The following is a 26,518-nucleotide window of genomic DNA, read 5'->3' as shown; positions in this document are numbered from 1 at the left end:
GTCGTCTAACTTATTTCGTTGCTTCCGGCATCAGATTCTTCTTGAAGAACGCTTCGATCATGCCGTACACGTGACGCTGCGGCACCTTGCCCGAGATGCCGTGCTTGGCGCCAGGGTAGGTCATCAGGTCGAACTGCACGTTGCGCGCCACCAGCGCGTCGATCATGCGCGTGGTGTTGGTGAACAGCACATTGTCGTCGGCCATGCCATGCACCAGTAGCAGTTTCGATTTCAAGCCATCGACGTGCGAGAACACGCTGCCCGACTTGTAGCCGGCCACGTTCAGCTTTGGCGTGCTCATGAAGCGCTCGGTGTAGTGGGTGTCGTACAGCGACCAGTCGGTCACCGGCGCCACCGATACGCCCATGGCAATCTTGTCCGAACCCTGCGACAGCAGGCGCAAGGTCATGAAGCCGCCATAGCTCCAGCCGAATACACCGATGCGTTTCGGATCGATGAAGCTCTGCTGGCTCAGCCATTCGATGCCGGTCAGTTGGTCTTCCACTTCCGCGCGGCCCATGTCGAGGTAGATCGGGTCGGTAAAGGCGCGTTCGCGGCGGCTCGAACCACGGTTGTCGAGACGCCACACCACGAAGCCCTGCTGCGCCATGTACTGGTCGAACAGGTTGCCCCACTTGCGCGAGACGTGCTGCGCACCGGGACCGCCGTAGGTGGACAGGTACACCGGGTATTTCTTGGCCGGATCGAAGCCGGACGGCTTGGTGATCGAGTAGTACATGGTCTGGCCGTCTTTCGACTTGATGGTGCCGTATTCGGGGCGCAGGTGAGCGTCCAGATATTTCGCATACGGGTGGCTGGCGTTCAGCTCATTGTGCTCGAGCCAGCTGATCATGGTGCCGTCGGGACGGCGGATGCTCACCTGGGGCGGCGTGTTCGGATCGGAATAGGTATCGACAAACACTTCGCCATTGCCGGCGAAGTTGGAGTCGTGCCAGCCGTCGCCCTGGGTGATGCGGGTGGGCTTGTCGGCAGTGGAGCCGTCGAGCTTGAGCGCGTAGGTCTGGCTGTCGATCACCGCATCGCGGTTCGATTGCACGAACACGCGGCCGGTCTTTTCATCGACGGCCAGCAGGCGCTCGACGCCCCATTCGCCGCTCGAAATCGGGTGCAGCAGCTTGCCGTTCATGTCGTACAGGTACAGGTGCTTGCGGCCCGTGCGTTCCGACGACCACACAAAGCCTTTACCCTTGGCCAGGAAGCGCAGGTCTTCGAAGATGTTGACCCAGGTTTGCGAGGTTTCGGTGATCAGGGTGCGCTGCGCCAGCGTGGCGGCATCGACCGAGATCAGTTCGAGTTTTTTCTGGTCGCGGCTCTGGCGCTGGAACAGCAAAGCCTTGCTGTCGCTGCTCCAGTCGGCGCGCACCAGGTAGATGTCCTGTTCGGTGCCCAGGTCGACGTTGCGGATTTCGCCGCCGTTCGGCGAGACGATTTTCAGTTGTACGGTGGCGTTCGGGTCGCCGGCGGCAGGGTAGCGCTGGTCGATCACGTCGGTGCGATCGGCGTAAATTTCAAAGCGGCGCACGACCGGCACTTGCGCTTCGTCGTAGCGCTTGAAGGCAATGGCGGAATCGTCCGGCGCCCAGTAGTAGCCGGTGGTCTGGTGCATTTCTTCCTGCGCTACGAACTCGGCTTCGCCGTTGTGGATGGTGCCGGCGCCGTCGGTGGTCAGCTGGCGCTCCTGGTTATTGCTCAGGTCGATCACGAACAGGTTCTGGTCGCGCACGAACGACAGGTAGCGGCCTTTCGGCGAGATTTTCGGATCGAGCACATTGCCCTTGGCGACCAGGCGGGCGGCATCGGGTTTGGCGGCGTCGATCAGGTACAGGTTGCCGGCGATCGGCACCAGCAGCTGCTTGCCGTCCGGCGACCAGCTGTAGTTGAGGATGCCCTTGAGGGCGGCGGTGCGGGCGCGTTCGCGGCGCGCTTTTTCGGCGTCGGACAGGTTCTCTTCCGGCACCAGGGTTTTCGAGTCGACCAGGCGGTGCGTCGATTTGTTCTTCAGGTTGTATTCCCACAGGTCGAGCTGGAACTGGTTGTCGTCGCGGCCCTTGAGGAAGGTGACACGGGCGCCGTCCGGCGACACTTTCAGGTTGCGCACGCCGGGGCCGCTGAGCGACGGGTCGGAATGGATGCGGTCCAGGGTAAGTTTCTCGGCGGTGGCGTGGCCGCCGGCCAGCATGGCGCAAAGCGTGATTGGTGCGAGAATAAAGCGCATTGAAGAATGTCTCGGAAATTGGGCAATCCGTGACGATACCAGACTGTACCAATCGTGGCGAGGTAGCAATGTTCTGAATAAAACGGTCAATACCGTTTATAGTTTGGTGCGGCTTTTACGAACCGCACCAGCGTGGGGATCAGGCCTGTGCCACCTTCAGGCGCGCCAGCGACAGCCGTTGCAGGGCCCAGCTCAGCAGCAGCGCCGCCACCGTCAGCCCCACCACCAGCCCGATCCAGAAACCGGACGCCGCCATCGGCTGCGCCGGTGCAAGCGGCAGCCATTGCGGCGCCAGTCCCAGCCAGCAGCCGATCGGCAGCGCGAAGCCCCAGAACGCCGTCACCTGGATCACCATCGGCTGGCGCGAGACCTTGTAGCCGCGTATCGCGCACGATGCCGCCACCTGCGTGGAATCGGACAGCTGGAACAGCGCCGCGAACAGCAGCAGGTGCGCGCACAAGTCCTGTACCGCCGGGTCCGATGTGTAGGCCCGGGCGATCTGGTAGCGGAACAGCACGATGAAAATCGCCGACACCACGCCGAACGCCAGTGACATCCACACGCCCACCCACGAAATGAACCGTGCCCGCGCCGGCTCGCCTTCGCCCATGGCCTGGCCCACGCGCGTGATCAGGGCGATGCCAAAGCTGAGCGGCACCATGAACACCAGCGACGTAAAGTTGAGCGCGATCTGGTGCGCCGAGATGGGTATCACGCCATAGCGCGCCACCAACAGGCTTACCGCGCCGAACGCGCTGACCTCGGCAAAATAGCTGACACCGATCGGCACGCCCAGGCGCAGCATGGAGGCGATTTCTGGCCAGTGCGGACCTTCCCAGTGGGTGAACGGGTACGTGGCGCGGTAGGCCGGCGCGCGGCGTATCCACAGCAGCATGGCAGCGAGCATCAGCCACATGCACAGCGCGGTGGACACGGCGCAGCCGACCCCGCCCAACTGCGGCATGCCCCAGTTGCCGAATACCAGCAGCCAGTTGACGAACACGTTCACGCACAGGCCCAGGATGGCGATCACCATCACCGGCCGCGTTTCGTTGATGCTGGTGCTATAGCCGTACAGTGCTCGGTACGCCGCGAACGGCGGCAGGCCCAGACTGATGATGTGGACGAACAGCTCGGCCTGGTGCTGGACGTGCGGGGTCAGGTACAAATGGTCGAACAGCAGCGTGGCCAGGTTGGCCAGCCCCATGGCGATCACGCCCACGCCCAGCGACTTCCACAGCGACTGGCGCACCGCGTGCGGCACCCGCGCCAGCTGGCCGGCGCCGATATCGTGCGCGACGATGCTGTTAATCGCCATCATGGTGCCGCTCACGGTGACCAGGATGATCGACCAGATCGACGCTCCCAGCGAGACCGCCGCCAGTTCGTCGGCGCTGGTATGGCCGGTCATGGCCACGTCCGCCACACCCATGCCCACCGTCGCCAGCTGGCCGATCAGCATGGGCCAGGCCAGCTGCCACAGCGAGGAAACTTCGGCGCGGATATTACGAACGGTGAACGAGTGCTGCATGGAAACCTGACCTGATGGGAGAAACCCTTGATTTTACTGTGAGACACACCAACTTGCGGATTATCATTTGGATCACGAACTCATTAAAGCTTTAATCTGCGCTAGACTGTTTTGACAGGACGGTGGACAGCCCATACAGGAGCAACAAGGTGGAATACAAGGATTATTACCAGACCCTCGGCGTGGCCAAGACGGCCTCCGAGGACGAGATCAAGAAGGCCTACCGCAAGCTGGTCCGCAAGTACCACCCGGATGTCAGCAAGGAAGCGGATGCACAAAAGAAAACCCAGGAACTCAACGAAGCCTACGGCGTGCTCGGCGACGCCGAAAAACGCGCGGCCTACGACGACCTCGGGCGCGGCCAGCAATTCCGCGCCGGCCAGGAATTCCGTCCGCCGCCGGGCTGGGGCGCAGGAGGCGGGCGTCCCGGCGCGGGGGGCTTCGGTGGCGGCGCCGATCCCAGCGACTTTTTCTCGGACCTGTTCGCCAACTTCGGCAACGGTGGCGGACGCCGGCGCCAGGCCTACCAGCCGCAAAAGGGCGACGACACCCACGCCAGCATCACCATCGACCTGACCGACTCGTACACCGGCGCCACCCGCAAGATCAGCCTGATGGTGGCCGAACGCGACGAACACGACCGCATCCACACGCGCGAGCGCACGCTCAGCGTGAATATTCCGAAAGGCGTGACGGCCGGCCAGCAATTGCGCCTGACCGGCCAGGGCCAGAATGGCGAAGCGGGGCCGGGCGACCTGTACCTGGAAATCCAGTTCAGCGCCAATGCCCGCTATCGCATCGACGGCCGCGATGTGTACCAGACCGTGCCGGTGGCGCCTTGGGAAATGGCCCTCGGCGGCGAGATCGAGGTGACCACGCCGTCAGGCAAAGTCAATGTGACGGTGCCGGCCGGTTCGCAAACGGGTCGCAAGCTGCGCCTGCGCGGGCGCGGCATACCGGGCAAGGAGGCCGGCGACCTGTACCTGCTGCTCGAAGTGGCGCTGCCGCCGGCCACCACCGATAAGGCGAAAGAACTGTATCAGCAGATGGCGCGCGACATGGCGTTCAATCCGCGCGCAGGAGGATGAACATGGCAACAGGCAATGAAACCATCGTCACAGCGGTGGTGATCGACGAAGTGGCCCTGACTCTGGACGAACTGGCGCACGCGTGCGCGGTGGAGCCGGGCTGGGTGGTGCAACGCGTGCGTACCGGCGTGCTGCTCGAAACGGCGCCCGACGATCATGCGGTATGGCGCTTCACCAGCGCCGACCTGGTGCGCGCACGGCGCCTGTGGCAGATCGAGCGCGATTTCGAAGCCAACGACGATGTTGCGGCGCTGGTGGTGGATCTGACGGAGGAGATTTCGCGGCTGCGCCAGAAGCTCAATGCCGCCGGCGTGCGATAGGCGCGCAACTGCCTGCCGGCAGCGCCGTCGCCGTGCATTGTTGCAGCAGCGGCGCGGTCAGACCGACGCTGCCGCACTGTGATCGTCCGGTCTTGGCAGCGCAGCGGCGCGGTCCGCTCAACGCTGCCGCAGGGCGATTGGCGCCGGGGCCGCGATGCCGGGCGGCGTCTCGGCGATCGGCGGCAGCGGACCGCTGGGCATTTCACTGCCCAGCCGGTAGAAATGCGCCGGCGCCTCCTGCGCGTGGTGCGGCACCGCGTGCGCGGCCAGGTCGAGGCCGTGGCCCGCATGTTCGAGGTCGAGGAACTGCTGCATCAACCACCGCGTGGCCGGGCCCGGCTCCTCGTCGCCCCGGCGTATCACGTACAGCGGGAAGCTGAACGAGCTGCCCTCGCTCACATCGAGCTGCACCAGGCGGCCCGCGTCCAGGTCCCATTGCACGAATTCCACCGGCATATTGCCCCAGCCGATGCCGCTGCGCAGCAGCGCATGCTTGGAGCTGAGGTCGCCCAGGCGCCAGTCGCGCAGCGCCATCACGCCGAAGTCCTGTCCCTTGGTCAATGTGCTGCGGTCGGTGAGCACCAACTGGGTGTGCTCGCGCAGCACCGCGCTCGGGATCTTGCCCTTGATCTGCGCCAGCGGATGGTCTGGCGAGGCGACCGGCACCATGGTCACGGAACCGCAGCTCTGGCGCTCGATGGTGTCCGGCGTGCCCGGCATCCAGCCGCTGACGCCGATCTTGCACGTGTTTTCCATTACAAGTTGCGTGACCGCGCCCAGCGCCTCGGTGCGCAGCCGCATCGAGACAGTGGGGAATTCCTTCTGGAATGCGTGCAGGATGCGCACCAGTTTGCAGGTCGAAAACATCACATCGACCACCAGCGACACTTCCGCTTCCAGCCCCGACGACAGCGCCTTGGCCCGCGCCCGCATGCCATCGACCTTGAGCGACACGGCGCGGGCGTCCGCCAGCAGCGCCTTGCCGGCCTCGGTGAGCACCGGCTTGCGCTTGCTGCGGTCGAGCAGCTCGATATTCAGTTGTTCTTCCAGGTTGGCAATGGTGTAGCTGATCACCGACTGGGTGCGGTGCAGCGCCCGCGCCGCGTGGGCAAAGCCGCCGTGGTCGATGACGGCAATGAATACGCGGAGCTGGTCGAGGGAGGGGAGGCCGGGGTCGCGCATGGTGCAAGTCCTTATATCTACAATATCGATAGATATCATTTAAATTTAGCGTGTTTCCTCGATACTAAACCCGTTCTATGATGGATGCAACTTACCACTTACCAGGAGCCCATCATGGCAACCATTCTTCATATCGATAGCAGCGCTCGTCAAACCGGTTCCCTGTCGCGCCAGCTGGGCGGCGAACTCGTTGCCAAATTGCAGGCTGCCAATCCAGCCGCCACCGTGGCACGCCGCGACGTGGCCCAGAACCCGCTGCCACACCTCACCGAATCGCTGATCGGCGCTTTCTTCACCCCGGCCGAGCAGCGCAACGCCGACCAGGCCTACGCCATCAAGACCTCGGACGCGCTGGTCGATGAGCTGCTCGCTGCCGACACCATCGTCATCGGCACCCCGATGTACAACTTCTCGGTGGGATCGAGCCTGAAAGCCTGGATCGACCACGTGGCCCGCGCCGGCCGCACGTTCCAGTACGGCGCCAACGGCCCTGAAGGTCTGGTCACCGGTAAAAAAGTGTACGTCGTGGTCGCCAGCGGCGGCGTGTACAGCGCCGGTCCTGCCGCCGGTTACGATCACGTCACCACCTACCTGCGCGCCGCGCTGGGCTTCCTCGGCATGACCGACGTGACGTTCATCCTGGCCGAAGGCGTGGCCATGGGCGAAGCGGCAGTGGCCGATGCCGTTGCCAAAGCCCGCAGCCAGATCGACGCGATCACCGGCTAATTTTCAGCACTGCTTTATCGACGCAAGCCCCGCTGGACGGGGCTTCGTCGTTTTCGCGTGGAGCTGATATATCATGGGGGCTACGTATCCTGGAGCCCTGCATGAAACGCCACCTGCACCTGTTGATCATCGACCCGCAAAACGATTTTTGCGATCTGCCGCCCGCTTACTTGCCTATCGATCCCGTTACCGGCGCAGCGCGCACCCCGGCGCTGCCCGTGCCCGGCGCACATGCCGACATGCAGCGCCTGGCCACGCTGATCAACCATGGTCGCGACGGCATCTCCGCTATCAGCGTCACGCTCGACTCGCACCACCGCTTCGACATCGCTCACCCCACGTTCTGGGCCGGCTGCGACGGCCAGGCGGTTGCACCGTTCACCGAAATCACTGCCGCCCAGGTGCGTGCTGGCCAGTACCGGCCGCGCGATCGGGCCAACCTGGAACGCGCACTGAACTATCTCGATCGCCTGGAAGCGGCCGGGCGCTACACGCTGATGGTCTGGCCCGTGCATTGCGAAATCGGCAGCTGGGGCCAGAATATCCACGACGACGTGCGCGCCGCGTACAACGGCTGGGAGGACAGCATGCACGGAATGGTCGCCAAGCTGGCCAAAGGGTCCAATCCGTGGACCGAGCACTATTCCGCCGTCATGGCCGAGGTGCCATACGACGATGACCCCGCTACCCAGTTCAATACCGCCTTCGTCGATACCCTGGCCGCCGCCGACACCATCTACGTGGCAGGCGAGGCCGGCAGCCACTGCGTGAAAGCCACGGTCGAGCACATCGCCGACCATTTTGGCGCAGCGGCGGCGAAGCTGGTGCTGGTCACCGACTGCATCAGCCCAGTGTACGGCTTCGACGCCCAGTACCAGGCCTTCCTGCAGGCGATGGCCGCGCGCGGCGTGCGGCTGATGCAGTCGGGCGACGTGCTGCCCGAATTGCTGGCCAACGCCTGATCGCTGATGATCACCCGGCGCCAGCTGCTGGCCGCCTCGGCTGCGTCGGCTTCTTTAGCGGTCGCGCCGGCGGTCCCGGCGGCGCCGGATGTGCTGCGCTTCGTGTTCTCGCGCCCGCTAGACAATCCGCGTACCCAATGGCTGATCCGGGTGTACACCCAGCTCACGACGGAGCTGGGGCTGGGCTTTGCCTTTGTCGAGGTGCCGCCCAAGCGCGCCACCGCCCTGGTGCTGCTGGGCGAAGTCGATGGCGAACTGGGCAGAACTTTCGATTACCAGTTGCTGTACCCGACCCTGGTGCGGGTGCCGGAACCCAATAACGCCGTGCGCTTTGCCGCCTACGCTACCCGCCCTGGCCTGCGCTTCGACACCTGGCAGGCGCTGCGCGCCGGCGGCGTGCGCTGCGAGTACCGGCTCGGCATCGTCGAACTCGAGCGCATGCTGCTGCGTGAGCTGCCGGCCACGCAGGTGTCGGCCATACCCACCATCGTCCAGGGAGTGAAGAAATTGCTGCTGGGCCGCACCGACCTGTACTTCGACGTGGAGGAGGCGGTTGGCGATTACCTGTATTTTCTCAATCCCGCTCAGCGCCATGCCACCAGCACCATGCGGCAGGCTGGCGTGGTCCTGGCCACCACTGGCCACGCCTACCTGAACGCGTCGCGCGCGGCGTTGGCGCCGCCACTGGCTGCCGGGCTGGCCCGCCTCAAGCGCCAGGGCGATGTGCAGCGGCACTTGCTCGCTGCCCTGGCCGCGTACAAGGCCAGGCTCTGACGGGTGAATCACGCTATCTCCCATGATCGCGTAAGATCATGGGCATAAGCAATTTGGAGACCCAATGAAGCAGCCCATCGTCCGCAGCCTGCTGGAGACAGATTTATACAAATTCACCATGTGGCAGGCCCTGCTGCACGGCCATCCCAATGCCCACACCGAGTACGAATTTGTCTGCCGTAACCAGACCGCGTATCCGCTGACCGAGCTGATCGAAGAAATCGAGCGCGAGCTCGACCACCTGTGTTCGATGAGTTTCCGCGACGAGGAGCTCGACTTCCTGCGCGCGCTGCGGTACATCAAGAGCGACTTCGTCGACTTCTTGACCGTGTTCCGTTTCCAGCGCAAGTTCATCGACGTGCGTGCCGACGGCGATACGCTGGTGATCCACGCTGCCGGTCCGCAAGTGCACGTGATGGGCTTCGAGATTTACGTGCTGTATATCGTCAACGAGCTGTACTTCCGCCGCTTCGACCAGCAGGCCGCGCTGGCCGAAGGCCGCCAGCGCCTGGGCGCCAAGATCGCATTGTTGAAAGAATTCGGCTTGACCGAGCCGCAGCGGTTGAACCCGTTCGAGTTTTCCGACTTCGGCGTGCGCCGCCGCTTTTCCGGCGCCTGGCACGACGAGGTGGTGCAGCGCCTGTCGCGCGAAGTGCCCGAATACTTCAAGGGCACGTCCAACGTCTACCAGGCGATGAAGTTTGGCCTGGTGCCGATCGGCACCATGGCGCACGAGTACATGCAATCGTTCCAGGCCTTTGGCGTGCGGCTGCGCGATTTTCAGAAGGCATCGCTCGAGGCGTGGGTGCAGGAATACCGGGGTGATTTAGGGATTGCGCTGACCGACGTGGTGGGGATGGATGCGTTCCTGGACGACTTCGACCTGTATTTTGCCAAGCTGTTCGACGGGTTGCGCCACGATTCGGGCGATCCGGTGGTGTGGGGCGAAAAGGCGCTGGCCCATTACGCCGCGCTGCGCATCGACGCCAAGACCAAGCGCCTGGTGTTTTCGGATGGTTTGAACCTGGAAAAGGCGATCTCGCTGTACCGCCATTTTGCCGACCGCATCATGGCGGGCTTCGGCATCGGCACGCATCTGACCAACGACGTCGGCCTGGCGCCGCTCAATATCGTCATGAAGCTGGTCGCTTGCAACGGCCAGTCGGTGGCCAAGTTGTCCGACTCGCCGGGCAAGACCGTGTGCAAGGACGAGACCTTTCTCGCTTACTTGCGGCAGGTGTTTCACCATCCTGCCGTGTAGTTCGGCTGAGAACCTGCCGCAGCAGGGAGGCGGTCACAAGCTGCGCCGCATTCCCCGCCGGACACGGTTCTCAGGCCGCGCGCGCGCCGAAGCTGGACAGAATGGCGTCAGCCTGTTCCACCTGGTCGTCATCGTAGATGTCGATGGTCAGCATGGCGCCGGAGCGCTCGCGCGCGTGCTCGGCGGCATCCGGCCCGCCCGGGGTCAGGTTGTCGAGCAGGTGGCTGACGGTGCTGGTGGCGCCGTTTTGCGGCAGCGGCTTGTGCCGGGTAAGCGTGACGCTGGCCGGTGGAAAACCCTTGGACAGCAAGGCGGTGCGCGCGCTTTCGGCGTCCGTGACTTCCGTAAAGTTGCGGTGGATGGTGCGTGTCATGAAGGCCTCCGTATGGTTGTTGGGTGATGGGGCTTAGAAGCCGTCCACCACGGTTGCGAAATGCTCCACCTTGGGCGCACGGGCAAAGTGGTCACCCACCAGCGCACGCCAGGCCTTGAAATCCGTGCTGCCGCGAAAATCGACCGTGTGGTTCTCAAGCGTTTCCCAACCGATGACCAGGTGGTACGTATCGGGCGTTTCGATATCGCGATCGAGGCGCATCGACAGGCAACCCTTGGCGCCGCGGAACAGCGGTACGGCTTCGGCCACACCGGCCTGGAAGGCGGTGTGCGATTCGGGCTTGATATAGAGCTCGGCGACTTCGTAAATCATGGATGTCCTTTCCTGGTGGAGAGGATCCCATTGTGCCTCAAACCAAGCTTTTACGTCTGTGCGTCGGGTGCTGGAGGCGTGCGCAGGATGAAGCGCAGCGCCTGGCGCGCCAGCTCCGGCACATCGGCGCCCGCATCGGGCTTGTACCACTGCACTGTCCAGTTGAGCGCGCCGAAGATCAGCAAGCGGTCGAACTGCGACGGCGCCACCCAGTCGCCGGAATTGTGCAGCGCACCGATGGCGCGATCCCATACGGCTTCGTAGCGGTCCTTGAGCGCGACCACGCGCGAACGCGACGGCTCGTCGAGCGAACGCCATTCGTACAGCAGCACGGCAATATAGTGATGATCGGGCGCGAGCAGGGTGTGCAGGTGCGCTTCGACCAGCTGCGACAGGATCTGGCACGGCGGCAGCGGCTGGTTGCCGATACGTTCGACCTCGGCCAGCGCATGCTCCATGCCATGCTCCATGATGGCGGCCAGGATGTCCTGCTTGGACTTGAAGTGATAAAACCAGCTACCCGCCTGCACGCCAGCCGCCGCCGCGATATCCCGCACGGTGGTGTTCTCGTAACCCTTGGTGCGGAATAACTCGGCCGATTTCTCGATCAGCTCGGCGCGCAATCCCCCGCCTGCTCCCTTGAGTGGCCTGCCGCGTTTTTTCGGGCGGGATGCGTCGATGACGTCGGGGAGTTGCATATATGGAAAATCGATCAAGAGAGTCGCGTCACCGTTGATTCTAATGCAGGCAATCACCAACCAATCAACAATCGGCACGAATTTGACACTTTTGTCATAGAAGTTGATCAGTTTGTGTTGCGTTGCAACAGCCAACTGCGCAGTCTTGATGGCTGCAGCGTGGGATCAGAGTGTAACCCTGGTCCCGCTGGAAGATGGTGCCGGTATATTTCCCGACCGCCGGCGCCGGTAGAAGCGTCCCGTGGGGCGCTAATGGATCGTTCCATGTGAGAACTGAGGCCATCTTACCGGGCGATTGTGACGGGCGTTTGACGAGCGGACGCGTGGTGAGTGCGTTCGTGGTCAAAGTGGGGTAGAATCACAAGTCTGTGGGGACGACCTGGTTTCGACGTGGGTTGCAAAGCAGAGCAGGGCATACCGAGGGCGGGCTACCTCGTAAATACAACCTGAAAAAACTTAACTGCAAACGATAACTCGTACGCACTGGCAGCTTAATTGCTGTTAGCTCCACAACACCTCGTCCCTGGGGTGGGCCGTTAAAAGCTGTGGAGTCATTTACAGGGACTCGCGCTGTGAGGGGTCACTTCAATCAGCGCTAAATCTAAGGTGAATCGCTAGTCCAAAACGTGCACGTCCGTGTTGTACTGGTTAAATTAAATGATAGTGCTAAGTATGTAGAACTGTCTGTGGAGTGCTTGCGGACGCGGGTTCGATTCCCGCCGTCTCCACCAAAAAACACTTTAAAATCAAGGGGTTAGGTAGTTAAGGTTGGCATTAATTGGGGTGCTTTGGGGCTAAATAGGCATTGGAATGACAACATAATGACAACCTCCTTCCGACTCTTGAATGCGTTTTAAAGAAGGCCCGCCTGATCGCGGGCCTTTTCTTTTTGTAAGGGGGCAGGCATGCCAAGGTTTAAGGCGCAGCACAGTGATGCAGTTCTTGCAAAGGCTACTGCAGAAATAGTCGGCTTAGCTGCCATGGACCTCACGCAGTCGATGGAGCCGGGTCTTGATGACCAGCGGCGGACTCAGTCGGCCCTATACCTCAACATTGTAGAAAGCTTGAATGCTTGCAATGTTCTCATCCGCGCGAGCCTCGATGCTCATGCGTCGCTGCACATACGTGCGATGCTTGAGTCGTTTGTGAATATGACTCTACTGAAGGACCCCGCCCATTTCCAACAAATGGTTTTTGATGAGGTGGATGGGGATTTGAAACTTTCAAAGACATTGCTCGAGGACGAAAACCTGACTCTCGAGGATATACAGGAGTTGCAAGCAAGAATTGATCGACTTGCCCTCGAAAAACAGCGGTTGAAAGATCTTACGCTGAGGAGCAAGAATATTGCGCAATCGATCCGGGTAGCGAGGCTGTCCTTCCTCGCTGCGCCTTATGTAATTTTAAACAGCTTCGCACACTGGGACTTAGCCGCGTTATCTGATCGCCACGAAACTGATGACGGCAATCTTCGACTTTTCGGTGAAACTCGCGCCGAGCTTACTTTCGGAATACTATGGATCGCTATCCAAATTATGGTGATGGCGACTGACCTCGTAAAAGAGGCCGCTAGATTTGAGGAGGGCTCCTATAAGCGTCAATTCGACAAGATGAACTACGCTTGGGGAACCTTCCATTCTGAGCTGTCCGGGAAATTCACAGAGTAGCACTCATGAGTAATTCATGACGCTTTGGAGAGTAGTTCGCCCGGGGATCTGTTGAAGACTGACTCTGCTCTTTTACCGGCGTCGAGGTCCGCATCTGGCATCCAGCGGCCGTAAACTCGAGCGATCATCGTCCAGTCCTTGTGACCCATCTGCCTCGCCACCCACATTGGGTGCTCCCCGGCAGAAAGCATCATGCTCGCGTAGGTGTGGCGCGTCTGATATGGCTTACGATACCGAACACCGCCCCGTTTTAATGCCCATGTCCACAGCGTCTTGCGAATCGACTGATCGCCAGTCCATCGCTCACCAGTCTGTGGGTTTTGGAACACCTCGGCGCCATTTAGCCAGGTATGCTGCTTCTGCTCCTTCAGCGCCTCGAGCGCTTGCTGTAGCAGCTTTATCTCACGTCGGCCGGCGGCCGTCTTGGTGCTCTCGGCTTCCTTCGACTTCTGGGTAAGGGCGCGGGTTACTTTGACCACGCTGCGCACGAGGTCGATGTCGCCCCAGTCCAGCGCCACCAGCTCGGACGTACGCATGCCGGTCCAGAATGCGAACTGGATAAGGTTGCGGGCCTGGCCAGTCAGCTGCTCGAGGATGATGGCTTGCTCGTCTTTACTGAAGGGATCGATCTCATCCTCTTCCTTCGGAGGCTCGATCTTGGAGAAGCACCAGTTGGCCAGCGGGTTGATATCGATCAGCTCGTCGTTGATGGCGTCGTCCAGGGCCTTGCGCATGACGCTTTGAATGTTGGCGAGGGTCTTGTTGCTGGCGGTGCTCTCCTGCAGCTTTTCCCGCATGTGCTTCTTCTTCAACTCCGACACTTTGAGTTTCCCGAACCAGGGGATCAGCTTGCCGTCCACGATCTTGCGGTAGCCGTCCCATCCGCTGGCCTTGAGGTGAGGCTTCTGGCGCTTCAGCCAGGCTTCCAGGTATGACTCGATCAGCTCGACGTCGCCGAGCTGATTGGCAAACTTGGCCGCGTTGGTGGACTTGGGAAAGGTGGCTGTGTAATCGAAGCTAGGTGATCAATCCTGCTCAGGATTCGGGATAGAGGGGGACAAAATGACAATGTAGCGCGACAGCGTGCTTTGGGGCGACAACGGCGTGTCGGGGTTGATCATGATGTTTTCGTAACGGCAACATGCTATGCTTGCGCGACCTGCCGATATCGGCCAGAAGCGGCCGTACGTGACGGGCTGCGAGGACGCCCCCTACGTCATGTACTTCACGAACGCCACGAGCACCCTGCGCCTCTTGCCACAGCTGGCCGTCGTGCGCATTCCGCACGGCGTGAACGTGCGCAGCGCCTACGGTACCGGTGCCCGCGCTTGGTCACGTTCGTACTCGTCGGTGCGCAGGGCAGGTGCATCCTGCATGCGCACCGGTTCGATTAAGGCTCGCCCCTGCGCGTGTACACCGGCTTCTCGGACTCCCCTTTCTCCACCATCGCAAGCAGGCGCTGCAGTTCTATGCGCTCGTTGCCGTCCTTTGCCGATGACACCAGGTTGCGCAGAATGGCGACCTGCGCCGTCTGCAGAGCCTGTGCTGCGGGCACGGCAATATCCGGTTTTACGCCGACGTGCTCCCAGTTGGTTTTGGTGACGAAATTGGTCGTGCGCGCGGTCGGGATCGAGACAATGATGTCCTGCCCCACGTTGTACCAGCTCACCGGATTGGAGCCGCCGCCTGTGGTTTCTCCGACCACCGTACCGCGCTTCTGCGCCTGGATGCCATAGGAGAAATCCTCCCCTCCGGAGAATGTGCGGGCCGAGGTCAGCACGTACACAGGCTTGTCGTAACGCTGTGCGACCGTCTTCACGGTCCAGAACTGCCGCGTCGTATCGCTCGGACGGTCGTACATGTCGATCAGGTGACGCTCGTCGCCGAGCGGGAAGAAATGACTCATCAGGTAAGCCACGCTGGCCGGGCTGCCGCCGCCGTTGCGGCGCAGGTCGAGGATCAGCGCATCCGTGCCCGCCATGAGTGACATCGCCGCCGTGTACGCCGCGCCGACGAATTCCGGGCCGCCAAAGCCGCTTAGCTCGATATAGCCGACGTTGCCGGGAAGGCGTTCGATCTTCTCGATGTCATAGCCGCGCCGCGCGGTTTGGTCGCGCCACTCTTCCATCTTGGCGCGGTTGGGCAGTTCGGGGGTACCGCTACGCTCACGAAGACCTTCATAAAACGCGGCGCCGAAATGCAAGTCGCCGCTCAATTCGCGCAAGTCCTTCGCCAGCGCCGCACTGAACGCCTTCACGCTGGCGGCGGTCGCATAACCTCCTTCTGCATTTTTCCTGACGATCGCACTGCCGACCCGTTCCGCCACCGCTGGCTCGATGTAATTCGCGTTCATTTTCGTTACCAGTGTCTGCACGATCGCAGCGCGGGCGGACGCGTTCAAGACGGTGTCCTCCGCCGCGAAGGCGGAAAACGACAACAGCGCACCCAATACGACTGCTGCGACAAATTTCTTTCTACATGCCATACATTCCTCCAAGTTGGACTACGAAGCGTTTGATTGTTGTGTGAAAAAAATGCGCGTGATGCGCCCTGCATCATTCGGGTTTCTTGTCGAGGTGTTGCAGTGCCTCCGTCAGAGCGGGCATATAGGAGCGGCTGGCGCGCAGCACACTGCCGTCGCGCAGGCGCAGCATGGCATCCCGGTTGGTGAGCGAGCGCAGCTCGGCGATCATGTCCAGCCGTACGATGGACGAGCGGTGCACACGATGGAACTGGCGCGGATCGAGCTGCATGGCCAGGTTGTGCAGGCGTTCACGCATCAGCCAGGTTTTGCCGTTCGCATGCAGGGAGGCGTAGTCGCCGTCCGCCTCGATGCGCTCGACCTCTGCAACCGGCACCAGCACCGTGCGCGATCCGACACGCACGCTGAAAGTGCGCGCTTTCGGTGCTGCCGGAGCTGCGGCACGGCCATGGCCGCGGTAGGGAAAAGCCTGCTGAGCACGGTCAAGGGCTTCGTCGAAGCGTTCGTCATCGACGGGCTTGAGCAGATAATCGAGGGCGGCCAGTTCGAAGGCTTGCAGGGCGAAGCCGTCGTAGGCGGTGAGCAGGATCGCCATCGGCCGCTGCGCCGGCGGCAGTGCGGCCAGCACGTCGAGGCCGGACTTGCCCGGCATTTCGACATCGACGAACACCAGGTCGGGCTTCAGCGCCAGAATACCTTCGTAGGCGCTGGCTCCGTCACCGAATTCGCCAACCAGTTCAAAGGCGCCGCGCTGCGCCAGCCTGACCTTGACCGCCAGCCTGGCCAGCGGTTCGTCGTCGACGATCACCACCCTGATGTTCATGCCGCCACCTCGATGCCGCGCAGCGGCATGGAAATCTGCACGTGGAAGCGGCCATCCGGACGCCAACCTGCATCCACCTCTTGCTCCGCGCCGTATAGGTGGCACAGGCGTTCGCGGACGTTGGCCAGGCCGATGCCGCTACCCTTTTGCGCCGACGGCTGGCCATCGTTCTGTACGTCGATGAGCAGGCGCGTCCCGGCGCGCTCGATCAGAATATCGAGCCGCCCGGGAGCGGACAGCGGCGCGATGCCGTGGCGGATCGCATTCTCGACCAGCGGCTGTAGCATGAGGTAGGGCACAACGCTGCCCAGCAGGTCGGGGCCGGTTTTCATCGTCAGGCGCAGGCGCTCGCCGAGGCGCGCTTTTTCGATGGCCAGGTAGGCGTCGAGCAGAGCTAGTTCATCGGCCAGCGCATGCTCGTGGCGGCCATCATGCGCCAGGGTGGCGCGCAGGAAGTCGGCCACGCACGCGAGCATGCGGTTGGCTTCACGGTTGGATTGGGCCGACACCAGCGCTGAAATCGCGTTAAGCGAGTTGAATAGGAAGTGCGGATTGACCTGCAGGCGCAGCGCGCGCAACTCGGCGTCGCGGGCCGAGCTTTGCGCCTGTGCCAGATGCAGCCGGACCTGTTGCAGCGACAGGTAATAGGCCGCCACTGCATGGACCGCGCAGAACGCGACCAACGCCAGCCAGCAGCTATCCAGGCCCCGTGCCAGATATTCCCATTGGTAGCCCGTCTCCCGTCCGATCGCGATCCCAAAGCTCTGTCCCAGAAAGGCGTTCGTAATCGCCATGGCATAGGTGGTCGCCAGCAGTATCGATCCCATGCGCAGCCAGGACCAATCGCGACGCCACATGGCCCGCTGAAGCAGCGTCAGCGGAATTAGCCACACCAGGCAGGCGACGAAGAAAAGCGTACGAAAGGCAACTATATAGCCATTACCGTAGGCGGGCAGGCCGAGGATGGCCATGCAGGCGCACACAGGCAGTGCGGCCAGCACGGGAACGAGCAAGGGAGTTTCAATTTTCACACCGGGCTTCCAAAAATGCAATCGTGCAATTCTATTGTTTCAGTTAGCCATCGAATAGAAGGTAAAACGCGCATGGAAAGTCCCGAGGTACGAAAGCCATCACCTTAAGCGATAGCCAGACGGCGGTCTAGTCAAGTGCGCCGACCCGTGCTTGCCCTGCGGCCAGTCGGTTCAAGCTGGAGGTGCGGCTCGGGAGCTCATGTAGTTGTGGGATGAGCGTGATTGGCTCAACCACGAACGTGTGCAACGGGGCTAGGCTGTGTGAAAACACAGAAAAATTCGGAGCCTTCAAAAAACGGCCTCTCAAAACGCGCGCCATACCGTTTTCTCGGTGTCGGCAATGGTCACCCTACCCACGAATATTTTGAGATTCGGAGTTTTCACACAGCCTGGGGCGTAAGCAGCCGTCGGCGCCTAACGGCATCTTAAGCGCCGTACAGAAGCGGCAATCCTCGCCGATGAGCTGAGTGCACACGTCTGCACAATGACAACGTGGCGCCAACCATGATGCTGTAAGCCGCATGGTTGCTCAAACTACGCGGGTTCGATTCCCGCCGTCTCCACCACTTATTCGTTTCAAGCAGGCTCAGCAAGACCTAAAAAACCCGCCCCGTGCGGGTTTTTCTCTATGGGGGCTTGTCCAGCTTGGTTTAAAGGCGTCCGCATCCTGGCCAAGGAACAGAAAATCGACGATTCTTTTTTCGCAACGCGTTTATCGAGCTCCTGTGGGTGTCTGATGAGTCGGAAGTTCAAAGTGAAACTACTCGGCCAACGATGCTTTACGAAAGACTGACCGACAGCTCAGTGTCGCCCTTTGGGGTGTGTTTCAGACCCACAGTAAAGGGAATGAGTATTCCTTTCCCTATGTGGGATTACACGCCAGAGTACATGCCTGCGGGTATGTCTATTGGAATCGGTAACGAGGTATCTTTGTCGGAACTGATGTGGTTCTGGCTCGAGAATGGTAAAGCTCCCGATGCTGCACCTGACGACCGCCGCCAACCGCTTGAACACACTGCTGGCGTTCTCGAAATTACCTCTATAGCCATCACGACTCCCATGGAAAAAAAGTGGTCGGATGCAGCTCAAGCGGCGGTGGATGCCGGAAGCATTAGCATTGTGAAAGATAAGCACCATCTCATGGAAATCACGTTCGACTATGGCTTTTCCGGTCTGCGGCATGATTTCCGCCCTGCCTTGCCACTAGTGTTCAATTACTGATGCAGCGGAAACCGGCCAGGAGCTGCCCTCGGCGGAACTCGCATGGCCCTACTCGCATGGGTGGAAATTTATGCGGCGCGGATTTATCGCGACTGTCCTGTTCGGCGCACTTCTGCTATCGTTTGCGGGTAAATACTACGACCGAACGCCAATTTTGGAGAGCGGATGCGAGAAGCAAGGATCGTCAACTGGAGCAAACGCGCACAAGGCGAGCCCGTGCGCATGGAGGCCTTTATCGCCGGCGAGGGCTACCTTCCGCACCGCCACGACAATTATGCGATCGCCCTGACTGTAGATGGGGTGCAGAGTTTCCATTATCGTGGCAGCGAACGCCATTCTTTGCCCGGCGGCGTGGTGGTCATACATCCGGATGAACTGCACGACGGTCATGCTGGAACGGTGGAGGGTTTCCGTTACAGGGCCTTGTATCTCGAACCATATACCCTTCAAAGCATGCTTGGCGGTAAGGCGCTGCCGTTCCTTGAGGGTGGGGTGTCAACTGACAGCCGTTTGTTGCACGCGGCGATGTCTCTATTGAAAGATTGTGACCGGCCGCTCGACGAGCTTGAGTATAGTGATGCCCTGTACGAGCTGGCAGTCACCCTGGATTGGCTAGGCGGCAGCTCGCGCCGCTTGCCCAATGCCGACTACCGCGCGGCGGAGCTCGCGCGGGAGTACTTGCATGGACACTGGGACGAATCGGTTGATCTGGCAACTTTGGAGCGCATTGCGCGTCGTGATCGCTGGAAATTGTCACGCGACTTTCGTAAGGCCTTTGGCACCAGCCCCTACCGCTATCTCACGATGCGGCGCCTGGAACGGGCGCGCCAGCTTCTTGGTGCAGGAGAGACCATCGCCGACGTGGCCTTTCACTGCCATTTCGCCGACCAGAGCCACCTGACCCGCCAGTTCCGCAGCGCGTTCGGCATGACACCCGGGCACTGGATCATTGCCTGCGGCAAATGAGCTGATTGCACGATCGTTCTATCCGCCGTACCTGGCAATGCTTAACATCTGGCCATTCTTTATGCCGCAGTGCGGCCCTGAATGGAGGAACAGTGAAATCACAAGAAATCTTTTCTACGCAGACGGCAGCCGGGTGGGTGCCATGGGGCGTGTTAGCACCCGTGCTTGCCCTGTTCTTCATCATTGTCAGCGACATGGCAACCGGTCCGGTGTTGCGGCGCTTGGTTCGACTCGATGCCAAAGGCTTGCCCGTGGACTGGTGGGGATTTGCGCTATTCCTGCTGATTTCGTCCGGATCGTTGTTGCTGATCTTGCTGCTATGGGTCCAGCGGGTCGAAGGCCGCAGCCTCGCCGCCATCGGCTTGACCGGCGCCGCCAAGCTTCGTTGCTTCCTGCAAGGGCATGTGATCGGCATGGCCAGCATCGCCGGCATAGTGGCCATGACCTGGCTGGCGGGAGGGCTGGAGCGCGCGCCGTCTGATCCGTCGACTGTGCTCGCCAGTGGCTGGCATACGCCCGGCGCGCTGGCATTCATGGTCGTGTTGCTACTGTGCTTTGCCTTGCAGGCCAGCACCGAGGAGATCTTTTTCCGTGGTTGGTTGCTGTCGCTGCTTGCCAAGAAATGGAATCTATTGCTGGCCGTCGCATTCAGTTCGGCCGTGTTTGCGCTGGCACACTTTAATCGCGGACAGCATTGGCTGACCACCGTCAGTATGGTCTTGTACGCCGTCTTTTGTTGTGCCTGGGTATGGCGAACGCGTAGCCTTCTTGGGGTAATGGGTTGGCATACTGGTTGGAATTGGTTGCTGGCCGTTGGGTTTGGCTTGCCTGTGACCGGCTTCGACATGAATATTCCTCCACTGCTGGTCGCCCTCAAGCCGCTCGGGCCCGAGTGGCTCAACGGTGGGGCGCAGGGACCGGAGGGCAGCGTTGTCTGCGTCGCTTTCCTTGTTGCTGGAACCATTTTCATGTGCTTGAGAAGGGTACCGATGTCCAATGATTCGACCAGAAGCAGCCAGCCGTTGTAGAAAGCCATTATATGAATGTGCACTCAACCGAAAGCTATAAGCCACCTGAGAACCGAGCTGAGCTTGAACGGCGATATGCGGCTGGAGAGCGCTACTTCCCGGAAACGGATTTGAGCGGCGAATCGCTTGTTGGAATCAAGCTGGATGGTGCCGACTTTGAAAAGCACTCTTGGTTTTTTGATGCTGATTTTTCAGGGGCGAGCCTGCGCGGCGTGAGTTTCAGAGAATGCAATCTTAAATGTGCTAATTTTTCAGCTGCCGACCTCACTGGCGCAATCCTCGAACTTGCCGCAATCGAGTCGATAAAGACAACTGGCGCGAAACTAGAGGCAGTTAAAGTCCATGGCGCGAGCTTCTACGGATGTGAGCTTACCGAGAACGATGAACTGCCGTCTTGGGACTGGTAAGCTAGCGCCGGAGTTCGGCCAAGAGCAGACGTTCGCAAATCTGTAGTAAACAGCTGTATTGGAGACTTTATTAATGAAGACACAGACAATTGAAAGTGCCGGCCTCATGATGAGAGACGGAGGCATTGCTGCTATCTCTGCGTTGGATTTGGCGCTCAACGAGGCCCTAGTCGGCGTTTCCTCAGAAAATGCGCGAGCGTTGAAACTTGCAATTGGAGACGCGATGGGGGAAATCGCACTTAAAATCATTAATCCTGCCATGCAAGCATTTCCTGAACTTGAGCTCAATGAATCCGGCTGGACTGAAGTCGCGCGCTCGCGCGCATGTCTACGTTGCAATCTGCCTGTTTAGAGCATTTGAGACAGGAATCGGCCAGAAGGCGACGTTCCCCGCCGTTGCGCAATATGCGTTTTATTGTAGTTTTTGGATCGGCGCCTATTGCTAGACCTCAACAATGCAGAGCCTATGAGTAACGATAGCGATATCTCTCCAGTTGGATGGTATTTGGCAACTTATCAGCTGAGATTCATCGAATTGGCGCACACAGCAAATAATGATCCCGAACGTCGATTCCTTATTTGGGAAAACACGATTTTAGTGAAAGCATCTGGTATTGATGAGGTTTATGACAAAGCGGTCACGTTCGGCCTTGAGAACACCTCACCGTATAAGGGTGGTCCAGCTGGCGTAGACGTGCAGTGGATATTCGAAGGAATCGTCGATTTGTTGCCAATCTACGAGGAACTCGGAGATGGTTCTGAAGTGGCTTGGGGAGAGTACAAACGAGCATTCAAGACGATCCGTCGTGGTGCCATCAGTAAAGAGGAAGCTCGGCAGAATTTAGCACGGCCTACGAATTAGTTGAAGTTACCGAGCATAGTCGAAGGTCGGCTATGGGGTGCGGATTCAATCGGTGGTCGCAACAGACATTCCGCACTTTAAACAAATGAAATCCAGCGTCCAGTAGTAATTCTGTGTGCAAATCGCCGGTGGACTCTGGTACTAAACCGTGTTGTACATGCAATTATAGACGGTGGCGTTTTGAGTGCTAACAATCACTTCCGCATCGCCCGGTAATTTTCAGGGGAACTTGAAAAGCGTACACACCCGGAAAATTGGCTTAACTCATTGATTCCAATGGAATCTGTAAGATGAGTTCAATTGCCGCCGTTTCCACCACTTATTCGTTTCAAACAGGCGCAGCAAGACCTAAAAAACCCGTCCCGTGCGGGTTTCTCTATGGGGGCGGCCCCTTATACCGCTTCACCCATCCATTCAGTTGCTCTTGCGTGCGGACTTCGTCCGGATTAACGCTCCTATCCGATGTTCAGCTCCATGTCGCATGCTTGACCTTCTGTGCCTTGTTTTTGAGCATAGTCTTAGGCGCTTTGCAAAGAAGACAATGGATCTAGCCAGCGACACCGACAGTCGACGAAGCGTGCAGTGAGACTGCTCGCGAACACGCCGCCGCCATCAACTGCGTTGTTTGCCAGCCACAATGGAGTCAAACCTACTATTTTCGTAAGTCATTGATTGTAAAAGAATCTATGCGACTCTATTCACCAATGAAAAGCTTTCAAATCTCGGTTTGTTTAGTGAACCTAGTTAAACACATATATCCCACTCGACAACTATTTGTTCGGTGAAAAATAGATGTTAGCGTATATCATCCTGATGATAATTGTGTTATTTGCAATACCCTCAGGTGTAACTATAAAAACACCAGAAGGAGACCCCCTTGGATAATTTCAAGAAAACCACGATCGCGCTCGCGGTCGCAAATATCGCTTTGCTGTACACCGGCACGGCCATCGCCCAAACCTCGCCCCAGCCTGCCAACCAACCAGCCCCTGGTGCGGTGGTGGTGGTCAGCGGTCAGCGCGCCGCGCTGCAATCGGCGCAAAAACTTAAACAGGATTCCGACGAAGTCGTCGATTCGATCGTTGCCGAAGACATCGGCAAACTGCCCGACCGTTCGGTCACCGAGGTGCTGCAGCGTATTGCCGGCGTCACCATCGACCGCAACATGGCGGGTGATCCGAACCGCCAGTCGGTCGAGGGTTCCGGCGTGTCGGTGCGCGGGCTGACTTACGTGCGGTCGGAAATCAACGGCCGCGACGCGTTTTCCGCCGGTGGCGGCCGCTCGCTTGGTTTCTCCGACGTGGCGCCGGAACTGATGTCGGGCGTCGATGTGTACAAAAATCCCTCGGCCGAGCAGGTCGAGGGTGCGATTGCCGGCCTGGTCAATCTGCGGACCGCCATGCCGTTCGACTACAAGGGCTTCAAGGGCACTGTCGGCTTCTCGGAATCGTATTCGACACTGCGCGAGGGCAAACCTTCGCCGACCAGCACCATCTTGCTGTCGAACCGCTGGAGCACGCCATTCGGTGAAGTCGGCGCCCTGGTCGATTTTGCCAAGGCGAAAAGCCCGAGCCGTTCCGACGGCGTCAGCGTCGATCCGTATTTCCCCCACGTGAATTCCACCGATCCGGCCCTGTACGACCGTGCCAAGACGCAATGGATACCGCTGGGCATGGGCTATCGTTCCCAGGACTTCGACCGCACCCGCCGCGGCGACTATGCGGCGCTGCAGTGGAAGCCGAACAAGGATCTCACTGCCGGGCTGACCTATTTCAAAACCCGCTACAAGGAAGACCTCGACGAGCACGTGGTGGCCTCGTCCGAGGACAAGTGGTACCAGCAAGTCGCCAGCGCGGACTCGGTGTTCGACAAGAATGGCGCCTTCCAGAGCGGCACGATCTCGAACCCGACCTATGGCGGTTCGCCGTTCAACAGCTCGCAGCGCATCAACACGCGTGAATCCTCCACGCGCGATATCTCGCTCAACGTCCAGTGGCGCATCACGCCGGAGTTCACCTGGACCAACGACTTCCAGCATGTGCGGTCCACCACCGAGGGCTTCGACGCCGACGTCTCGACCGGCTTCATCCTGCCGAGTCAGACCATGAATACGACCGGCAAGGTGCCGCAGATCGGCCTCGGCCCGGACGCTTACATGGCCGACCCGAAAAACTACTACTGGGCCTACACCCAGGAAGCGCTGGACCACGCGTCGGCCAACCAGAAGGCGTGGAAATCGGACGTCAAGTTCGCGTTCGACGATCCGGTGCTGCGCGACATCCGCTTCGGCGTGCGCATGGCGAACCGCGAAGGCGAAAACCACAAGGCGCAGAAATACTACAACTGGTCGGCCATTACCTTCCCGTGGATGGAAGGCTGGCAAATCAATGGCGTCGCGCGCCTGAGCGATCCCCGGTTCGCCGGTGGCTCGTCGCTGCAGACGATGGACAATTTCTTCGGCGGCAAATACAACATTCCGCCGATGCTGTTCGCGGACGAGGCGACGGTGCGCGGCTTCCCCGACCAGTGGGCCAAGATCCACGCCTACCACGACGTGCTGTGCGCTGAAAAAGGTTCGACCTGCGATCCATGGAAGCCGGCAACCTTCAACGACCCTGCCGCCACCAACACGCAGACCGAGAAGACCCGCGCCGCGTACACGCAGCTGCGCTTCGGCTGGGATAACCTGAAATACCCGGTTGACGGCAATGTCGGCATCCGCTACGTGAAAACCAAAGGCGCCGGCAGCGGCTATGTCTCGTTCACGCGCCCGTCGCTGCCGAGCGTCGGCAGCGGCGTGCCCGTGAGCGGCCAGGGCAATCTGATCGACATTGCCTCGTTCGCGCAGCAGCAGTCGGTGAATAATTCCTACGACAACTGGCTGCCGAGCCTGAACCTGCGCATGAAAGCCAGCGATCAGCTGCAATTCCGCTTCGCGGTGGCCAAGTCGATGTCCCGCCCCGACTTCAACCAGCTCCAGGTGCAGACCACGCTCAATGCCCAGCACATGCAGACGGTCACCCGGGACGCGGCCGGAAACACCACCGCCGTGCGCTTCGACGGCACCAGCCTGAACGGCACCAGCGACGGCAATCCGCTGTTGAAGCCCACCACGTCGACCAACATCGACCTGACCGCCGAATGGTACTTCGCCAAGGCCGGCTCGCTAACGTTCTCGGCCTTTAACAAGGACCTCAAGGACATCATCACCACCAAGAACTACGGCTACAACGCGGTGGATTCGACCGGCAAGCAGCAGACCTTCGTGGTCACCGGTCCGGTCAACGGCGCCAAGGGCTATGCGCGCGGTTTCGAGCTGGCCCACCAGCAGTACTACGACTTCGTGCCCGACTGGCTGCGCGGCCTCGGCAGCCAGGCCAGTTGGACCTATGTGTCGAGCGAGCGCAAGTTGAAAGATCCGGTCAACGAAGCATGGTGCTCGGGCAACGACGCGTCGTCCAACTTCAACCTGTTCATCAACGGCTGCGATACCGATGGACGTCCGTTCGGCAAGACCCCGTTGCAGGGATTGTCGCGTCACACGGTCAACCTGGCGCTGATGTACGAGCAGCACGGCCTGTCGATGCGCGTGGCCTACAACTGGCGTTCGCGTTACCTGCTGGGCGTGACCCAGTGGGGCAGCCGTGGCAACAACGGTTTGAACACGAATCCGGCGGCTCCGGCCGACAAGTACCTGATCCCGACGGCCAACAACGACCAGGCCTTCGGTCTGCCGCTGTACCAGGCGGGCTACGGCCAGGTCGATGCGTCGATCTTCTATGACTTCACGGACAAGTTCCGCGTGGGCCTGGAAGGCACCAACCTGACCAACTCGTACACGCGCCAGATCATGCAGCAGCACGCGGGCGACTTCACCCGCCAGGTCTTCATGAGCGGTCCGCGCTACACCCTGTTGGCGCAATACTCGTTCTGATCGGGTTGTCACTCGGATCGGCCAGCGCGGATGGTCTCCACGCCGGCCGATCTTTCTCCCGCCCGGGCGCGTCCCGCGCGGGAGTTTTTTTTGATAGCGTGATTGTCGTCGTAGCCGTTTAGAACCCCGGCGCCGGCACCTCGGGAATCTGGTTGTGCAAGCTGGCATTGATCACGTTCCAACCGCGTATCACGGCGATGCCGTAGCTCAGTTCGATGATCTGGTTGTCGTCGAAATGCGCTTTCAGCAGCGCGAAATCGGCGTCGCCCGGCTGCTTGTGGGGCAGGGCGTTGACGGCTTCGGCCCAGTTGAGGGCGGCGCGTTCGCTGTCGCTGAAAAACGATGCGGGGGCTTCGCGCCAGCCGGCAATCGCGTTGATGTGGCGCGGGTCCAGGCCTTGCTTGACCAGGTCGCGCCAGTGCATGTCCACGCACACGCCGCAGCCGTTGATTTGCGAGATGCGCAGGTTGACCAGTTCCACCAGGCGGATGCCCAGCGCGCTTTTCTTGACGCTGGTGGACAGCGCAATCATTGCCTGCAGGCTGGTGGGGGCGGCGCGGTAAAAGTCCTTGATGCGGGCGGCTTGGGTCATGATGTTTCCTTTCGAGGGAGT

At 60.4% G+C, this 26,518-nt stretch carries 25 protein-coding genes and 1 other RNA gene; 15 read left to right on the top strand and 11 right to left on the bottom strand.

Annotation, left to right across the window (positions count from 1 at the left end):
- Positions 1-10: 10 nt before the first annotated feature.
- Both SR858_RS20215 and SR858_RS20210 read right to left on the bottom strand, forming a co-directional pair.
- On the bottom strand, positions 11-2,236 hold the full coding sequence (locus SR858_RS20215; RefSeq protein WP_026637268.1) for a S9 family peptidase: 2,226 nt from the start codon (positions 2,234-2,236) through the stop codon (positions 11-13).
- Positions 2,237-2,375: 139 nt separating this feature from the next.
- Positions 2,376-3,767 (bottom strand): MATE family efflux transporter, encoded by a 1,392-nt coding sequence (locus SR858_RS20210; protein WP_019921744.1) that lies wholly within the window; start codon positions 3,765-3,767, stop codon positions 2,376-2,378.
- A gap of 149 nt (positions 3,768-3,916) precedes the next feature.
- On the opposite strand from SR858_RS20210, the gene SR858_RS20205 reads away from it, so the two are divergent.
- Positions 3,917-4,855, top strand: a complete 939-nt coding sequence (locus tag SR858_RS20205; protein ID WP_019921745.1) for a DnaJ C-terminal domain-containing protein — start codon at positions 3,917-3,919, stop codon at positions 4,853-4,855.
- A 2-nt stretch (positions 4,856-4,857) separates the two neighbouring features.
- A complete protein-coding gene (locus SR858_RS20200; protein ID WP_040377745.1) occupies positions 4,858-5,175 on the top strand; it encodes a chaperone modulator CbpM in 318 nt (105 codons plus the stop codon).
- A gap of 117 nt (positions 5,176-5,292) precedes the next feature.
- Here SR858_RS20200 and SR858_RS20195 read toward each other — a convergent pair whose 3' ends face one another.
- Positions 5,293-6,357, bottom strand: coding sequence for a LysR family transcriptional regulator (locus tag SR858_RS20195; RefSeq protein ID WP_019921747.1), 1,065 nt, complete (start codon positions 6,355-6,357; stop codon positions 5,293-5,295).
- 114 nt (positions 6,358-6,471) lie between these two features.
- Between SR858_RS20195 and SR858_RS20190 the strand changes: the two genes are divergently transcribed.
- The 4 genes from SR858_RS20190 to pncB all read left to right on the top strand — a co-directional run bounded on the left by SR858_RS20190 (position 6,472) and on the right by pncB (position 10,080).
- Positions 6,472-7,083: an FMN-dependent NADH-azoreductase gene (locus tag SR858_RS20190; protein ID WP_019921748.1), complete on the top strand. Its 612-nt coding sequence runs from the start codon at positions 6,472-6,474 to the stop codon at positions 7,081-7,083.
- A 101-nt stretch (positions 7,084-7,184) separates the two neighbouring features.
- Complete coding sequence (locus SR858_RS20185) at positions 7,185-8,045, top strand: cysteine hydrolase family protein (protein WP_019921749.1); 861 nt, start codon at positions 7,185-7,187, stop codon at positions 8,043-8,045.
- Positions 8,046-8,051: 6 nt separating this feature from the next.
- Positions 8,052-8,819, top strand: coding sequence for a hypothetical protein (locus SR858_RS20180; RefSeq protein WP_019921750.1), 768 nt, complete (start codon positions 8,052-8,054; stop codon positions 8,817-8,819).
- A 64-nt stretch (positions 8,820-8,883) separates the two neighbouring features.
- Positions 8,884-10,080, top strand: coding sequence for a nicotinate phosphoribosyltransferase (gene pncB / locus SR858_RS20175; RefSeq protein WP_019921751.1), 1,197 nt, complete (start codon positions 8,884-8,886; stop codon positions 10,078-10,080).
- A 70-nt stretch (positions 10,081-10,150) separates the two neighbouring features.
- On the opposite strand, the gene SR858_RS20170 is transcribed toward pncB, so the two are convergent.
- From SR858_RS20170 to SR858_RS20160, 3 genes are read right to left on the bottom strand one after another with little or no spacing between them, the layout of a single operon-like run.
- Positions 10,151-10,453, bottom strand: coding sequence for a hypothetical protein (locus SR858_RS20170; protein WP_019921752.1), 303 nt, complete (start codon positions 10,451-10,453; stop codon positions 10,151-10,153).
- 33 nt (positions 10,454-10,486) lie between these two features.
- Entirely contained in the window at positions 10,487-10,786 is a 300-nt protein-coding gene (locus SR858_RS20165) for an antibiotic biosynthesis monooxygenase family protein (RefSeq protein ID WP_019921753.1), read from the bottom strand.
- Between the two features lie 50 nt (positions 10,787-10,836).
- Positions 10,837-11,484, bottom strand: a complete 648-nt coding sequence (locus SR858_RS20160; RefSeq protein ID WP_040377784.1) for a TetR/AcrR family transcriptional regulator — start codon at positions 11,482-11,484, stop codon at positions 10,837-10,839.
- Between the two features lie 370 nt (positions 11,485-11,854).
- Between SR858_RS20160 and ssrA the strand changes: the two genes are divergently transcribed.
- Positions 11,855-12,215: a transfer-messenger RNA gene (ssrA, locus tag SR858_RS20155) on the top strand.
- A gap of 174 nt (positions 12,216-12,389) precedes the next feature.
- Positions 12,390-13,151 carry a DUF5677 domain-containing protein gene (locus SR858_RS20150; RefSeq protein WP_154819927.1) on the top strand — a complete coding sequence of 254 codons (762 nt, stop codon included), beginning with the start codon at positions 12,390-12,392 and terminating at the stop codon, positions 13,149-13,151.
- A gap of 14 nt (positions 13,152-13,165) precedes the next feature.
- Here SR858_RS20150 and SR858_RS20145 read toward each other — a convergent pair whose 3' ends face one another.
- The 4 genes from SR858_RS20145 to SR858_RS20130 form a co-directional block, all read right to left on the bottom strand.
- Positions 13,166-14,080, bottom strand: a complete 915-nt coding sequence (locus SR858_RS20145) for a tyrosine-type recombinase/integrase (protein ID WP_322534630.1) — start codon at positions 14,078-14,080, stop codon at positions 13,166-13,168.
- 461 nt (positions 14,081-14,541) lie between these two features.
- Complete coding sequence (locus SR858_RS20140) at positions 14,542-15,636, bottom strand: S41 family peptidase (RefSeq protein WP_084669939.1); 1,095 nt, start codon at positions 15,634-15,636, stop codon at positions 14,542-14,544.
- Between the two features lie 70 nt (positions 15,637-15,706).
- On the bottom strand, positions 15,707-16,456 hold the full coding sequence (locus SR858_RS20135; RefSeq protein WP_019921758.1) for a LytR/AlgR family response regulator transcription factor: 750 nt from the start codon (positions 16,454-16,456) through the stop codon (positions 15,707-15,709).
- Entirely contained in the window at positions 16,453-17,487 is a 1,035-nt protein-coding gene (locus tag SR858_RS20130; RefSeq protein ID WP_322533837.1) for a sensor histidine kinase, read from the bottom strand. Before SR858_RS20130 ends, SR858_RS20135 begins: the two co-directional genes overlap by 4 nt.
- 846 nt (positions 17,488-18,333) lie before the next feature.
- Here SR858_RS20130 and SR858_RS20125 point away from each other — a divergent pair.
- The 7 genes from SR858_RS20125 (at position 18,334) to SR858_RS20095 (ending at position 25,905) form a co-directional block, all read left to right on the top strand.
- On the top strand, positions 18,334-18,708 hold the full coding sequence (locus SR858_RS20125; protein WP_154819928.1) for a hypothetical protein: 375 nt from the start codon (positions 18,334-18,336) through the stop codon (positions 18,706-18,708).
- A 165-nt stretch (positions 18,709-18,873) separates the two neighbouring features.
- A complete protein-coding gene (locus SR858_RS20120; RefSeq protein ID WP_019921761.1) occupies positions 18,874-19,674 on the top strand; it encodes a helix-turn-helix domain-containing protein in 801 nt (266 codons plus the stop codon).
- Between the two features lie 92 nt (positions 19,675-19,766).
- Positions 19,767-20,702 (top strand): CPBP family intramembrane glutamic endopeptidase, encoded by a 936-nt coding sequence (locus tag SR858_RS20115; protein ID WP_040377746.1) that lies wholly within the window; start codon positions 19,767-19,769, stop codon positions 20,700-20,702.
- Between the two features lie 11 nt (positions 20,703-20,713).
- Complete coding sequence (locus SR858_RS20110) at positions 20,714-21,109, top strand: pentapeptide repeat-containing protein (RefSeq protein ID WP_026637270.1); 396 nt, start codon at positions 20,714-20,716, stop codon at positions 21,107-21,109.
- Positions 21,110-21,182: 73 nt separating this feature from the next.
- Positions 21,183-21,461 carry a hypothetical protein gene (locus SR858_RS20105; protein WP_154819929.1) on the top strand — a complete coding sequence of 93 codons (279 nt, stop codon included), beginning with the start codon at positions 21,183-21,185 and terminating at the stop codon, positions 21,459-21,461.
- Positions 21,462-21,575: 114 nt separating this feature from the next.
- On the top strand, positions 21,576-21,971 hold the full coding sequence (locus tag SR858_RS20100; protein WP_084669941.1) for a DUF4288 domain-containing protein: 396 nt from the start codon (positions 21,576-21,578) through the stop codon (positions 21,969-21,971).
- 877 nt (positions 21,972-22,848) lie between these two features.
- Positions 22,849-25,905 (top strand): TonB-dependent receptor, encoded by a 3,057-nt coding sequence (locus SR858_RS20095; RefSeq protein ID WP_019921764.1) that lies wholly within the window; start codon positions 22,849-22,851, stop codon positions 25,903-25,905.
- Between the two features lie 118 nt (positions 25,906-26,023).
- Here SR858_RS20095 and SR858_RS20090 read toward each other — a convergent pair whose 3' ends face one another.
- Entirely contained in the window at positions 26,024-26,497 is a 474-nt protein-coding gene (locus tag SR858_RS20090; protein ID WP_019921765.1) for a carboxymuconolactone decarboxylase family protein, read from the bottom strand.
- Between the last annotated feature and the right edge of the window lie 21 nt (positions 26,498-26,518).

Source organism: Duganella zoogloeoides (genome assembly GCF_034479515.1).
In the GTDB taxonomy this organism is placed as follows: Bacteria; Pseudomonadota; Gammaproteobacteria; order Burkholderiales; family Burkholderiaceae_D; genus Rugamonas; species Rugamonas zoogloeoides.
This window is presented reverse-complemented; position numbering and strand designations above follow the sequence as displayed.